The organism is Paenibacillus solanacearum, from assembly GCF_910593845.1.
Lineage (GTDB): Bacteria > Bacillota > Bacilli > Paenibacillales > NBRC-103111 > Paenibacillus_G > Paenibacillus_G solanacearum.
Genome location: NZ_CAJVAS010000036.1, coordinates 49,273 through 63,537 on the forward strand (window position 1 = coordinate 49,273; position 14,265 = coordinate 63,537).

A 14,265-nucleotide genomic window follows, 5' to 3' on the forward strand; every position below is an offset into this window, starting at 1 on the left:
CCCCAAGTGTTCAGCCGCGCGATAGCGCAAGACACCGAGTCTGCCTTGGATTCCGCGATCCGCTTCGTCCTCTCGATGCTCACGCCAGCTCCACGCCGCCGCTGCGCATGAGTGCCGCCAGGCTGGCCAGTCCCGTATCGCTCAGCTTATCCAAAGGATAGTGCGGCTGCCCTTCGCCGAAGCCGAGCAGCTGCGGGGCCGCCTTCAAGACGGATAGCGAGTAGCCTTCCATCGTAAGCGACTCCTCCAGCTTCATGACAAAATCTTGGACTTCGTACGCTTCTTCCAGCTTGCCGGACTTGACAGCTTCATACAACCGCACCATTTGCCCGGGGATCATGTTGGCGACGCCCGGGATGAGACCCGCCGCGCCCATCAGCAGACTGATGACGCTGAGCACCTGCACCCCTTGCAGCACGGAGAAATGCTCCAGGTGCCGGGTTAGCCGAATCGTCTTCTGAAACTGGGGCATGTTGCCCGAGCTGTCCTTGAACGCGACGACGCCTGGGAATTGGGCGATCTCGTACACCGTCTCGGCGTCGATCGGGTTGCCCGTATACGCCGGAACGTTATAAATGACGATCGGCAGCTCCGTCCGCTCGCGGATCGCCGCAAAATGCTTCACAATCTCCTTCGGCTTGACGCGGAAAAAATACGGCGACACGGCGACGACCGCGTCGGCTCCGATCTCCTCCGCTTCCTTGACCAGCTCCAGCACTCTCGCTGTGCTCGTCTCCATGACTCCGACCAGCAGCGGTGACTTGCCCTTGCATTCCTCGCGAACCGCGAGCAGGGCGCGCAGCCGCTGCTGCCGCGTCAGCATCGGAGACTCCGCAGCCGTGCCCATGGCGAATATGCCGTCCACGCGGCATGACTGCATGTGGCGCACGAGCCCGCGGAGCGCCTCCTCATCTACACTGTAATCGCATTTCATCGGCGTAATCACCGGCGGAATGACGCCGGTCAGTTTCGGTAATACCATATCGTTTCTCTCCCTCTCGTCAAATGACTTCTTCTCTATACTCACGCAACAGCCAATCGAGCGTCGTACGTACCAGCACGACTTCTTTGGCAAATCCGGGCGACGGCTCGTAAGCGCCCGCTCCGATCAGCACTACAATGGAATGATCCGGCATAACGGCAATATCCGAATAATTGCACGGTCCGCGGTAAACATCCGTATGCGTCGTCCAGCTCGCGCCTTCATCGCGGCTGACCGATACCTCCAGCGCGTTGCCGGGATCGGAACGCTTGCCTCGGATCGTGCTGTACAGCCAGACCGGCTTCGCTGTGCCTGCCTCCTGACCGCCGCCGCTCCAGCTCGCAAGACCGGAATCACAGCCCCAGCGGGCGGGGAACGCGGTATCAGAGCAGGGCTGCGACCAGGTGAGCCCCCGATCGCGGCTGACGCTGACGACCCGGTGCCGCAAGCCATTCGCCCGGGCGTTCAACAGCAATTCCCCGCTCACCAGCTCAACGAGGCGCGACTCGTTATTGCCGAGCTCCGGCACGAGCGGAACGACGCCTCCGGCGTGCCAGCTGACGCCGTGATCGTCGCTGTACAGGACGCCGTTGCCGTAATGTCGGTCCGCCGCAGGGAGCGCAATGTCCTTGCGCGCCCAATATTGCAGCACCAGCCGGCCGTCCCGCAGCTGCAAGCCGTGTCCGGGCCCAGGCAAAAACAGCGTCCAGCCGCAGCGGTTGCCCTGCTGCAACAGCGCGGTCACTTCCGTCCGCTCCGACCAGGTGAGGCCGTCGTCGGCGCTGACCTTATAAAACATCCGCGACGACACGTTATGCGCGTTCAGCGCGTAGAAGACGAACAGCTTGCCCGTGACGCGGTCGGCCAGCGCGGTAGGATTCGCCCAGCACTCCCCGTCCGCGCTCGTTTCGATCCGCTGCACTGCTTCCCACGTTGCGCCACCGTCCGTGCTGCGCTTCAGCACGAGATGATGCGGGCCGTCATCGGCGTAATGGATTCTCGCTTCCGCGAAGGCGAGAATCGTGCCCTTCGTGCTTACGGCGAGGCCGAACACCATATGCGTCATGACGCCGCCTTCCCCGGGCGCCCATATAGTCGACTGCGCGCAGGAAGGGACGGTTTCGCGCTGCTTGCTCATCGTGATCAGCTCCTTTTATTTGGCGGCCGCCTTCAACTCCGCCACTTTTTTGTCGATCGCTTCGTCCAGCTCGCGCAGCAGCGTATTGTTGTCTTTTTTCCCCGCGATGATTTCATTGAACTTGGTTCGGACGAGGGAATCGACCGAATTATCGAAGTAAGGGCTTACATAAGGGTCCGATTGCTTATGCTTGAAGATGGCCTGCAAGTTTTTCCCCTTCAGCTCGGGCGAGTTGGCGGCAAACTGCTTCTGGATATCCGGGTTCTTCAATACCGTCGGATAGCCGGCGCGGTTCAGCTCCGTCTGCATCTCGTCGGAATTCAAATACGTAATGATCTTGAACGCCTCGTCGGGATACTTGCTCGTCGGCGTTATGCCGAAATACGTGTAGTTCGTGTACGGATCGACGCCCGGCGCCTCGGGATATGTCGGAACGGTCACGAGATCCCAGGCCAGCTGCGGGTATTGCTTGGTCGCCGTCATCATCGTGCTCGGATTGATGACGACCATCGCAAGCGTTTCCTTGTAGAACGGTTCCATCACCTTGGCAATCGTTCCCGGGATCGGCACGTTGTTGCCGGGGATGCTGTACAGCTGTCTGAACATCTCCGCAGGACGCGACCAAGCGGACATATTCGCCTTGCCGTTCTTGTCGATCACCGACAAATTGAGCTGCGAAGCGATCATGTTGTAAAATTGCAAATCCATGCCCCGGTACTGCACGCCGTTCTCCAGACGGGTCATGCGTGCGGCCAGCTTAATCGCTTCATCCCATGTCATCTCGTCTTTCGGCGCCGGCACGGCGAATTTATCGAACAGCTGCTTGTTGTACAGCAGCGAGTGCCCGACCTTGGTCGTCGGCAAGCCGTACAGCTGTCCTTGCGCCCCGAAGCTCCGCATGCTCTGAATCAGGCCAGGGTCATACCGCTCCAAATCGTAGTTGTACTTCTTGATCAGCGGTGTCAAATCCATCTCCATCTTCACCGGCATCACGTTAAAGATCATGAAGTTTTTCGTCTGCTTGATCATATCGGGCGGGTTGCCGGCCGCGATCAGCTTATCCAGGCTGAGCTCCTGCGAGGCGATCCGCTCCAGCGTCACGTTCGGAAACTTTTTCTTGATCGGATCGACCAACGTCTCCTTGAACATTTGCTCGTTGTCGCCGGTCCATACTTTGAGCGTCAGCGGCTCTGAAGTGGATAACCGGTCCGGCTTTTCGGCTTGCGGCGCCGGCTTCGCTTCCTGTCCGCCGCCGTTCTGCGTGCACGCCGCCATGAATGCGGCCAATACGCAAATGGACATGCAGGCCGCTCCTGCTTTATTCAACATTCACACAACCCCTCCTGTGGATCCGGGATGGATCCGCTTTCTTTTTTGGAATGAATGGTCGAGACCTTTCTTTCTTACGAGTTGGCGATAAGGCTGGACGATTTGAAGTTTTTTGTAAGCGCTTAATATTTTAACGCACGGTTATGTTTTCATTGACTCCATGCCCCCTTGACTATTTTATTTCATAATATGAGATTTAATCTCATAATGATTTCATATAATAAACTGCACCGTTTCCAGCTATGCTTCGGTGCAGTTTGTTATGCTTACAGACGGCTGCCTAGTTTTGCCGAAATACGATAGACGGCGGGCAGCAGCTCGCGGACGATGCGCTGTTCGTTCTCCTCGGTAAAATCATGCGCGGGACAAGATACGCTGATCGCCGCTACGACTTCGTCGCGGTGGTCGCGGATCGGCGCCGCTACGCAGCAGCTGATGATGGAATGCTCCTGCCGGTCGACGGCGTATCCATTCCGCCGAACGTTGGCGAGCTCTTGCCAATAAGCTTCGGCATCGGTGATCGTATGCGGCGTCCTGGCGGCCATGTCGCATTGCAGCAGGAACCGTTCCACCTCTTCCCGCGGCTTCCAGGCCGTCAGCGCTTTGCCCAGCGCCGTGCTGTAGATCGCGACTTTCCTGCCGATCGGAGCGCGGCTGATGACCGAGCCGACGCCTTCCAGACTCTCGATGTAGACGACCTCGCCTTCGGACAGCACCGCCAGATGCGTCGTTTCGCCCAAGCTGTGGACGAGTCGCTTCAGCTCCTGCGCCGCCACCTCGTTGAGGCGCCTGCTTTTGAATAAATAGCCTTGCAGCTGCAGCACCTTCATGCCCAGAAAATACTTCTTGCTCTCCGGCTCCTGCTCCACGTAGCCCCGATGCTCCAGCAGCGAAACGAGCCGGTGCGCAGTGGACAAATTCAGCTTTTCGAGCTCAGCCAAATCTTTAATGCGTATGCCGCTCTCGCAGCTTGCGATCGTCTCGAGCAAATTGAGCGCCCGCTCGACCGATTGTACGGAGTAGATTGATTTTTCAGCCATTGCGTTAGATCCTCGTAACTTTCATAATATGAGATTTAATTTCGTATTATAATTTAATTTTAAAACGCTTTCCAATAGGTGTCAAGCGCGAACTGCGACGACGCTGCCCAAATTTCCTTACACGTTATCTAGTCCAGTCCATGCTATGCCGCCTTCATGGCGCTATCGTGGCATGCAGGACGGCCTCTAACAGATTGGCGGGTTGCCGAACGCACAAAAACCGCCCGAACCCAAACTCGTTTCGGACGGTCTTGCCGTTGCCATACCGGTGTTACGGGCGAGCTCTCAGGCGAGAATCTCGCGAATCCCCGGCCAATGAAGCCAAATGTCGGTCATCGGCGCTTTCCAATCCTTATCATGGTCCACATGCTTCACGCGGAAGAAGATCGCGTATCTCGGGAAGGGCGAGACGTTCGGCGCCACGCCGTGAGCGAGCTGGTAATGGACAAGAAAGACGTCCCCCGGCTCCCCTGTCGTCTGCACCGGCTGCGGCAGCTCCACCTTCGGCATGCCGTTCAGCAGCGATTCCGGGCCGTGTTCACGGAAATAATTCTCATACATGCGATGGGTCCCCGGCCATACCGTGAAATTGCCGGAAAATGAAGTGCGGACCGGGCTGAGCAGTACGCCGACGAGCATCGTGAAGTTGCTGATCTTCCCCTCCGGCACCCCGTTCGTCGGCGTATACATGCCGTCGAGATGACAGCGCGGCTCGCCGGGCGGGTCCTGCAGCGAAGGGAAGCGGAGGGCGATCTGCCCGCGCCCGATCGGACGCGACGCTCCCTCGCCGAGCAAGCCTTGCACCATATCCGCCACCGGCGTCTTGTTGTACAAGTCCGCGATGGCGGACTGGCCTTGCAGCTCCGGGCAAAACGATTGCGCGCGAAAGATCGGCATATCTGCGACATTCATTCCCTGCCCGACGGAGTGGTTAATATGGCGCATCGCCTCGTCAACCATCACTTGGGGGATTACGCCGGGTACATGGATATACCCGTTATCCAGCATCGAGCGCTTTTGTTCATACGTAAGCTTCATCGTTCTACCTCCCAGATCATGTCCTCTATCGAAATGCATACGCTGCATGGCTTCGAAACATTCGGGAATCCGTTTCTTCTTATGAATGTGACCGAGGTGAAATGGATACGATGGCTTGCTTGCGTGGACATTGACTTTCCTGAGCTAAGACCCTTTCGGCAAAGAAAGCCTAAGCGTCGGACTTGCCACCCTGTGGATTACCGGTACCGGTAGCGCCATCCTGGCGCTTCGTACCTTTGCTTTTATAAGGCTTGGGGGCGTTTTTGGCTCTGTTGGCGCTGGCTTGCCACCGGTTCCAGCCCTTCTTGTCGGTTCCTCTGCCTGTTCCGCCCTTGCCTTTCGCTTTACTCACAACATCACTCCATCATGATCATTTTGCTAATATCCCTTTGAACCAAAAAAGTACTGCCAGTGCAACAACGACTTGTGCTTACGGCAGTACTTCTCTTTTGAAGTTATATCAACTATATACTTGCATTGCTTTATTTTCAAGCAAGTATTGACGATCATTCCGAATGGTCCCGCGCATAACAGCTGAGGCCGTAGCCCCGTTTACACCGAACGCCTCTTCATTTCATTCGTTCATGCAACCCTGATCGCTACCCTTTCACGGCCGAGCTCGAGACGCCTTCAATAATAAACCGCTGGCCGAACATGAAGATGATCAGCATCGGCAGCACCGCGGCGAACGAGGCCGCCATCATGCTGTTGTAGTCAATGTAGTTCACGTCGATGAAGCTTTGCAGGCCGAGCGGAATGGTGAACAAATCCTTGTCGATCAAAAACACGAGCGCCCGCTCGTAATCGTTCCAGTGCCAGGAAAAGTCGATGATCGTGAACGTGGCGAGCACCGGCTTGGCGAGCGGCAGCATCATGCGGAAAAAGATCGTGAAGTGCCCCGCCCCGTCGATCATTGCGGATTCGGATATATCGACCGGAACGGACAGGAAAAACTGCCGGATCATAAACACGCCGTAAATCGTAAACAAGTTCGGCAGGATGAGCGCCCAGTGCGTATTGTAAATGCCCATCCAGTCGAACATGAGGAACTGGGGCACGAACAATATTTGCGGCGGAATGAGCATCATCGATAAATAAAAGACGAACAGCACATCTCTGCCTTTGAACTGAATATTGGAAAAGCCGTAAGCGGTGATGGCCGCCAGCAGAACGGCGCCGAGCGAGCTGATCAGTGCGATCTTGAGCGAGTTCAAATAATAAATGACGAAGCTGTCGTTGCCCGTCCATACTTTGATGTGGTGGTCGAGCACGATCGGGGACGGAATCCACTTGATCGGAAAGTGGAACACGTCTTGCGGCGAGCTGAACGAGGTCGTGATCATCCATAAAAACGGAATGACCATGGCGATGCCCGTCGCGAACAGGACGGCCGTCAAAATAAGCATTTTGAAATCGATAGGGATCGATTTGATGCCGGCAGACGCATGGGTGACTTTCGTTTGTTCCATCGTATCCCCCTTTCTCAGTAATGGACCCATTTTTTCTGGCCATACCACTGGAACAGCGTAATGAGCAAGATGAACGCGAACAATACGATCGAAATCGTCGAAGCGTAGCCCATCTCATAATAGCGGAAAGCGGTTTTGTACACGTACAGCGACAGCACCTGCGAGCTCGTTCCCGGACCGCCGTGGGTGACGGCCTCCATGATGCCGAACGCTTTGACCGTAACCACGAAGCCGGTCAGCAGCAGGAAGAATGTCGTCGGGCTGACGAGCGGAAGAATGACATGACGGATCGTATGCCTCGCCTTGGCTCCGTCCATTTTGGCGGCCTCCAGCAATTCCTTCGGCACCTCCTGCAATGCGGCCAAATAAATGATCATGTTGTACCCGAGCAGCAGCCAAATCCAGATGATATCGTAAGCCAGCATCGGCGTAGTCGTCGTGGAAAACCATCCGGGCGGATGGGCTATGCCTACCGAGCGCAGAAGCTGGTTGATCGGCCCGTTCTTCGCATCGAACAGCAGCATCCACACGAACGCTACCGCGACACCACTGGTAATATAAGGGAGGAAGTACATGGCACGCAGCCAATTTTTCAAATATACCTGCTTGTTCAGCAGCAGCGCCACGAAAAAGGCCAGTACAACCGACACGGGTACCGACAACAAGAACACGAACGTGTTCCGCAAAGCTTCATAGAACACTTCATCCTGAAACAATCGCTGAAAGTTGGCCCATCCGACGAAATCGGCCGTCTTGGTCGTGAACTTCCAATTCGTAAACGAAATAACGAACGTGAATACAGCCGGAATAAAGAAAAATACGGTGACGCCGATAATATTGGGAAGCACGAAGAAATAACCGGCAAGCTGTTGCTTTTTTCCCCATTTCATAGACAAGTCCTCCAGTTGATTTAAAGGGGCGCGCCTTCTAAAGAGAGAAGAAGTGCCGCAACGCCTGCGCCGCGGCACCCGACTCGTTATTTATTTTGCTGCAAGTAGGTGTTATGGCTCTTGACCACCTTGCTGAACACTTGATCCAGCGTCTGGTCGTTGGTGAAATACAGCTGGTATTCTTTTTTCCGGGCGTCGATCATTTGCTGCGGCAGGCTGCTCTGGAATGTTTTGAAATCGTTGTTGAACAGCACTTTCTTAACGGAATCGACGTCATACAGCTTGTCGACGCCATCGAGCAAAATTTGCATCGATTTGTCCGTACTGACCGCCTTGGATGACGGGATGCGTCCGCCCTTCGTCAGCGGGAGCATGCCTCCGTCGGCGTACCATTTCATAAACTTCCACGCCGCCTCGATATTTTTCGATTTCGGATTGATCGCGATCGCATCGCCCAAGCCGCCGAAGACGCGGTGATTCTTCTGATCCTCCGTCACTTTCGGAATCGGGGCAATCGCAATTTTGAAATTGCGCGGGTAATCCTTCAAATTGTTGGCGAAGCGGAAAATCCACTCGCCTGCGTAGAACATGCCGGCATTGCCCTTCAGGAATTCGTCCTCCACCCGCATTTTGTTAGCCAGCTGCTCGCCGTACATCGGGATGCTCTTGTCCTCGTACATCATGCCATGCATCGTTTCCAATATTTTGCGCGTATACGGGTTATCCAGATTTGACGTGCCGTCCGGCTTCACGAACCCTTCCGTTACGATCGGCGAATCGAGCACGAAATCCCACGTCACCATGTCTTCGACAAGTCCCCACGGTTTGACGCCGGCCAACGTTTTGGCGTATTTGCGCATATCGCTCCAGGTCCAGTTGTAAGGTACCGGAAGCCCCGCTTTGTCGAGCGCTTCTTTGTTGAGCCATACGAAGTGCAAATCTCTCTTCGTCGGCATCGCGAAGTATTTGCCGTCCACTTTCCAATCCGCCGCATTCGGCCCCATCATCTCGTCGATGTTGTAATCCTTGAATTGGCCGAGATCGAGCGCCAGACCGGACTTCGCCCTGCCTTGGAACCTCGCGAAGTTGTACGTCGCATACAGGTCGACATCCTGACCGGTCATTAACGCCGTATCGAGCTTGACGTTGCCGACATCGTCGTTGACGAAGCGCACGTACTCCACTTGAATATCCGGGTTTTCCTTATTCCACTGGTCGACCACTTCCTGAGGACCCGCTTCCACGGGCACCCCGCCCCAAAACTTGAGATGCACGACATTCTTCTTATCGGAGCCGGCGGCGCTTCCCTCGTCCTTCTTGGCACAGCCTGCGAGAGAGCCTCCCGCCAGCAGCAAGCTAAGCGTAAACAAACCAACCTGTCTCATCTTCATGATCGCATCACTTCCCCCACTAAGTAGTTGTTGTTCTCTGTCCATCAGTCCTGCGCTTCTTCCCGGACGGCGCCGGAATGGCCCCGACCGGGATTCGCTCGTCTTGCCGATTGCGCTTTCGCAGGTTCCCATTGCCCATTGCCTTTGCCCTTGGTACACCCAATGATAACAAGCTCCCGGGGGAAGCGTAATGAACAAATATGTCATCTGCATGGAAGAAAACGATGCAAATTCGCATGGAACAATTCTGTACATTGATGTTGCTAAAGTCCAAAAACCGCATTCGGCGCAGGCGGAGTGCTCCACCTCGGAATGCGGTCGTTTCGCGCTATTTGACGTTTTGCCTATATTGGCTCGGAGTCGTTCCGGTGCATCGCTTGAATATTTTAATGAAGTAATTGTCGTTCACAAATCCGACCTTCTGGCCGATTTCATGGATCGTCAAGTCGGTTTCGAGCAAATAACGGATCGCCCGATGGACCCGGACCTCGTGAAGGTAATGAATCAAGGTTGTACCTATCTTTTTCTTGAATAAGGCGCTGACGTAGTTCTCGCCCATCATGACATACCGCGCAAGCGACTTCACAGAAATGTCCTTATCGTAGTTTTGTTCAATATACGATAATATTTTGTTCAATTCGGGATGAGATATGTTCCGTTCGGGCGCCGCGGCGTTATGCTGATGCTGCGTCTGGTCCGGCGGCTGCTTGGCCTTGGCCAGCGTCAGCTCGTTGTTGATTTTGGACAGCGTTTCCCTCAGGTCGTTGACGCTCATCGACAGCTTCAGAATATAGTTGGAGGCGCCGTACTCCATCGCTTGACGCATATATTCGAAATCGCCAATACAGGTGAGCATGACGAACTTGCTCGTCATCCCCGCCCTGCGCGCTTCCTTCAGCAGCTCGACCCCGTCCATCCCCGGCATCATAATGTCCGTAATGACCAGATCGGGTGGCTCCTTCTTCATCAGCTCCAGCGCTTCCAGTCCGTCGCCCGCCTCGGCCACCAGCGTAAAGTTCATCTCTTCCCAGCGGATCAGCTCCTTCACGGATTCCCGGACGAACACCTCATCCTCGACGATCATCACCTTCCACAACCGGACCGCCCCCTTTCTCATAAGGCACCGCGAGCAAATACGGCAGCGTAATGCGTACCAGCGTCCCTTCCGCCTGGGGAATGATCTCCAGCGCCCCCTTGTCCTTGAACAACAGCCGGAGCCGCTGCCGGATATTTTCCAGGCCGATGCCGGGTCGGGCCCGTTTATTCTGCTGCAGCTTGGCTTTCTCGACGCCAAGTCCGTTGTCCTCTACTTCCAGCACCAACGCTTCATGTCCGTCCCCCTTGACCCGGATCCGGATCACGCCGCCCTGCGTTCGGCCGGCAATGCCGTGCTGGATCGCGTTCTCGACGAGCGGCTGCAGGCTGAGCTTCGGCACCAGCACATATTCGTCCCGCGCCTCGTACTCGTAATGCACCTCGAACCGGTCCTTGTACCGGGTACGTTGGATGTACATATAGGCGCGGATGAGCTGCATTTCTTCCCGCAAATAGATGAGCTCCATATCCGCGTTCAGGCTCGTCTCCAGCAGCTTGCCCAGCGACATGCAAATCTCCGCAATATCCGCCTGCTCCTTGCGAAGGGCGATCCACTTCATCGTATTGAGCGTGTTGAGCAGAAAATGGGGATTCATTTGCGCCAGCAGCATTTGGAAATGCACCGCATCCTTCTCGCGCTGCTCGACCTTCAATCGCTGGATCAGCTCGTCCATATCCGACAGAATCGTGTTGAACGTGCGGGACAGCTCCAGTATCTCCCCTTTATACGGCTCTTCGGGAAGCCTGATCTTCAGATCGTTCCGCACCGCTTCCCGCATCTTCATCTGGATGTGCGACAAGGGCCGGGTGACCGTGAACGAGATCAACAGCGCGATGAGGATGAACGCGGCCATGAAGAGACTGTACGTAATATAGTAATTATGCTTCAGCGCCTGAATTTTATTGAACAGCAGATCGTACGGAATAATCGTGACAATGTACCAGTCGAGCGACTCGATATAGCTGAAATTGATCAGCGCCTGGGATGGCTCGTCGAGAATATAGCCTTTCTCGGGCTTCGCAGTCGCCTTCTGCACGATCGGATCGGGAAGCGCGCTGCTCGCAACCGATTGCGCCACCGGCTCGCCCTTGCCCGTAATAATGAAGTACGGCTGGCTGCCGGACGAGGAATAGCGCACCGACTGGAACCAGTAGGTGTAGTCGATGCTAATCCGTACCAAGCCGTAGGGCCGGTTGTCCGGCTCCCGCATAACCGCATACAGCGACAGCAAATACGGGCTGGCCGACGTATCGCGGAACACGTGGTTCACATCGCGAGGCACCCATGTATACTTGGCTTCCCCTTTCAGCGATTCCTGAAACCGGGGATTGGCGAGTATCGTTTCGTAATTCAACGTTTCCTTCGGCAAATTAGACGTGTAAACGTTTCCTTTTAGATCCAGCACCGTGAAGTACACCGTGGGATGGAGCAGAAAAAAACTCGTGTTCAGTCCCCTGAACTTCTCTTCCATTAAATACAGGTTATCGAGCTTATGGAACCGCTCGGGATACTTCAGCGTTGCGCGCACCGCCGAGTCCTGCTCGAGAAACAGCACGGAGCGGAAGGCGATGCTCATCTGATCCTGAAGCGAGCGATTCAAATTCTCCAGCTGTGCGTGGCTCTGTTGGCTGACCTCGTCTTGAATGATCGTCTCGATCTTACTGTAGTTGTACACCGTCAGCACGCAGAACGGCAGCAGTATCAACAGCACAAACGCCGTAAACAAACGGTATTTCAGCTTCTGCGGCCAAAACTTCCCGAGCTCTCTCTTCATTCGCATGCAGCCCTCAGCCTCCGGCAATGACTCCTGTTGTCGTAGTAGTCATTATACCACTTCTGTCCGGGCCGGTGGCGGGCTTGGGAAAAGCGCGTAGATTTGTAGCATGGCGAAGGCAAGGCGCATGGATTTGTTCTATCACCGATCGTATGGCAAACGGCCTCGAATAATAAAATAACGACCAATCCCAGCGTGGATTGGCCGTCATCTGTTCAATCAATTTTCGATAGCTTCACTTTCATTCTACCGATCATTCTTTACGTTATATTCCTTAGTTGCTGTGTCCAGCATGGATTTCCAATCGTCGAACTTCGTCTCCCTTGCGACATGCCGATCAAAAAGCTCGTCGGGAATATTCAGAATATCTTCCCGCGTCTTTACTTGGAAATTGCCTTTCTCAAGAAACGCTTCAAACGTCTCGCATTGGGAATGCTCACCCATGAACGATTCATTAAACAACGCGTCTAATGCAATATGATTAGGATCTTCTTGTGCCGTATTCTGGCCTTGCAAATCTTTCAGCAGATCGTCAAATGACATTGGTTTTTGCTTCTGTCTTCTCAGAAAATCACCCTCAATCGGTTTTATCGATACTCCGCCTATCTTGTCGATAATGACGCCCACGTGCTTTCCAGCCACGTATCGAAGTCAGCGCCCTTATCTCCCTCGTAGGTATCATATACATCGAGCCTCATCTTTTTCAACTTCTCTTTAAACATCTCAAAGGAATGGCCTTCGGGCAAGCTTTTCTTAATTCTTACTAAAATTTTAGTTAATCCTTTAAACAACTCGCCTTTTTTCCTTGGCGGCAGCTGAACCTCTTCGCCCCATTGTTTGAGCTTCTGGAAAGCCGCTTCTTGCACTTTATACACGGTGTCGTTATACATTCTATGCGTCAGTACATCGATGGTTTGCTTACTTTTCCATTGACCCAACTGTTCGACGGCCTCTAAACGTTCTTTCCAATTGGACGTGCGATTCGCGGATCCTTTTAATTGCTCATAATTCGAAGGTAATCCGCTTTGTACTTCTAATGTACCCAAATGATCCCATCCCGTTCCATTTTATTTAAAACAAACTTGCAAAAAAAAGCTTGGTCTACACGATACTGCGTAAAGAAGTTAAAGGTCGGTAGCCTTATGTAGCGGATTTGCCGCTTTTAGAATTACTGGCAGCTACTTTGTCCGCCTCCATTATTATATTGTAACCGCATTTTGTTCACAAGCGATATACTCATTTGCTTTATGTTTTTAACTTCAGCTACACATAGCACCCCACATGGTTAGAATAAGCGCTAATACATCGGCAAAACGGCGTTACAGATATAGATTCATAACAAATGATCTAACATTCACCCCTTTCTTTAATAAACTTGTAGCCTGATCTTTTAATGTATCCTTGGTAACTTGTAGTCCACATGATGGAATTGCAGATTTACGATTATCAGTTGCATCCCACCGTGAACTCTCAAACCAACCAATTAAGTATAGGCCATACTTACATTTGCCCTCTTTTAAATATCTGTTTACTAATTGTGTTTCCATGGCTTGAAAAAGCTCACGATGCCAATTTCCTTTAACCTCAATAATAACTGTAATGACTTCAAAAGATCCCTTTGATATTCCTGTTAATACTGCATTAACATGAATATCTGTACGTTCTCCAGGTAATGACCCAGCGCTTCTCCGTATTTCCACCTCTCGGTTAACAACGATTCCCTTCCCTAAAAGATCCTCTTCCAAATGCTGTTTTACATAATCGGAGAATTCATTTTCAGATCTTGGTCGGTATTCCTTCTGACCGATTTCATTCCAGAGCCACACTACTGCCGGTGTAATTCCATGTAGTTTCTGCTCCAGCCTGTTAAGTGATTCAATTAACACTTCTAATAACTGAATTTCACTTTGAACCAGCCTACGGTGCCTATTTCCCACTAGTTGGACAACTTCTATAGGTGTTGGTGGGGACCAAGTACTACGACGTGTAACACTTTGTGGAGTTGTCAATAAAAGTGCAGTTTGAAAACACACTCATACAGGTATCCCGTTACTAAGCTGCTTGCGACAGCATTCTTTCGCGATAAATGGATGGCGGCCAGCCCCCTGGATTAGAGGT

14 protein-coding genes are annotated in these 14,265 nt (G+C 53.4%); all 14 read right to left on the minus strand.

Going from position 1 to position 14,265, the window contains the following annotated elements; all coding sequences use genetic code 11:
- Window positions 1-79 precede the first annotated feature (79 nt).
- The gene (locus KXG62_RS26270) at window positions 80-982 is read right to left on the minus strand and encodes a dihydrodipicolinate synthase family protein (protein ID WP_218095003.1); all 903 of its coding nucleotides are present in this window, start codon (window positions 980-982) and stop codon (window positions 80-82) included.
- A 19-nt stretch (window positions 983-1,001) separates the two neighbouring features.
- Window positions 1,002-2,120 (minus strand): sialidase family protein, encoded by a 1,119-nt coding sequence (locus KXG62_RS26275; protein WP_218095004.1) that lies wholly within the window; start codon window positions 2,118-2,120, stop codon window positions 1,002-1,004.
- Between the two features lie 15 nt (window positions 2,121-2,135).
- Complete coding sequence (locus tag KXG62_RS26280) at window positions 2,136-3,449, minus strand: ABC transporter substrate-binding protein (RefSeq protein ID WP_218095005.1); 1,314 nt, start codon at window positions 3,447-3,449, stop codon at window positions 2,136-2,138.
- Between the two features lie 266 nt (window positions 3,450-3,715).
- Window positions 3,716-4,489, minus strand: coding sequence for an IclR family transcriptional regulator (locus KXG62_RS26285; protein WP_218095006.1), 774 nt, complete (start codon window positions 4,487-4,489; stop codon window positions 3,716-3,718).
- 285 nt (window positions 4,490-4,774) lie between these two features.
- On the minus strand, window positions 4,775-5,527 hold the full coding sequence (locus KXG62_RS26290) for a phytanoyl-CoA dioxygenase family protein (RefSeq protein ID WP_218095007.1): 753 nt from the start codon (window positions 5,525-5,527) through the stop codon (window positions 4,775-4,777).
- 169 nt (window positions 5,528-5,696) lie between these two features.
- Window positions 5,697-5,879 (minus strand): DUF3934 family protein, encoded by a 183-nt coding sequence (locus KXG62_RS26295; protein WP_218095008.1) that lies wholly within the window; start codon window positions 5,877-5,879, stop codon window positions 5,697-5,699.
- A gap of 247 nt (window positions 5,880-6,126) precedes the next feature.
- Window positions 6,127-6,996: a carbohydrate ABC transporter permease gene (locus tag KXG62_RS26300; RefSeq protein WP_218095009.1), complete on the minus strand. Its 870-nt coding sequence runs from the start codon at window positions 6,994-6,996 to the stop codon at window positions 6,127-6,129.
- Window positions 6,997-7,010: 14 nt separating this feature from the next.
- A complete protein-coding gene (locus tag KXG62_RS26305; protein WP_343223520.1) occupies window positions 7,011-7,886 on the minus strand; it encodes a carbohydrate ABC transporter permease in 876 nt (291 codons plus the stop codon).
- Window positions 7,887-7,972: 86 nt separating this feature from the next.
- Window positions 7,973-9,277, minus strand: coding sequence for an ABC transporter substrate-binding protein (locus KXG62_RS26310; RefSeq protein ID WP_218095011.1), 1,305 nt, complete (start codon window positions 9,275-9,277; stop codon window positions 7,973-7,975).
- Window positions 9,278-9,605: 328 nt separating this feature from the next.
- The gene (locus tag KXG62_RS26315; protein ID WP_218095012.1) at window positions 9,606-10,373 is read right to left on the minus strand and encodes a response regulator; all 768 of its coding nucleotides are present in this window, start codon (window positions 10,371-10,373) and stop codon (window positions 9,606-9,608) included.
- Window positions 10,345-12,153: a cache domain-containing sensor histidine kinase gene (locus KXG62_RS26320; protein ID WP_246627650.1), complete on the minus strand. Its 1,809-nt coding sequence runs from the start codon at window positions 12,151-12,153 to the stop codon at window positions 10,345-10,347. Before KXG62_RS26320 ends, KXG62_RS26315 begins: the two co-directional genes overlap by 29 nt.
- Before the next feature lie 240 nt (window positions 12,154-12,393).
- Window positions 12,394-12,690, minus strand: a complete 297-nt coding sequence (locus KXG62_RS26325) for a hypothetical protein (protein ID WP_218095019.1) — start codon at window positions 12,688-12,690, stop codon at window positions 12,394-12,396.
- 59 nt (window positions 12,691-12,749) lie between these two features.
- Window positions 12,750-13,193: a HEAT repeat domain-containing protein gene (locus KXG62_RS26330; RefSeq protein ID WP_218095013.1), complete on the minus strand. Its 444-nt coding sequence runs from the start codon at window positions 13,191-13,193 to the stop codon at window positions 12,750-12,752.
- Between the two features lie 273 nt (window positions 13,194-13,466).
- Complete coding sequence (locus KXG62_RS26335) at window positions 13,467-14,084, minus strand: hypothetical protein (RefSeq protein ID WP_218095014.1); 618 nt, start codon at window positions 14,082-14,084, stop codon at window positions 13,467-13,469.
- Window positions 14,085-14,265 lie beyond the last annotated feature (181 nt).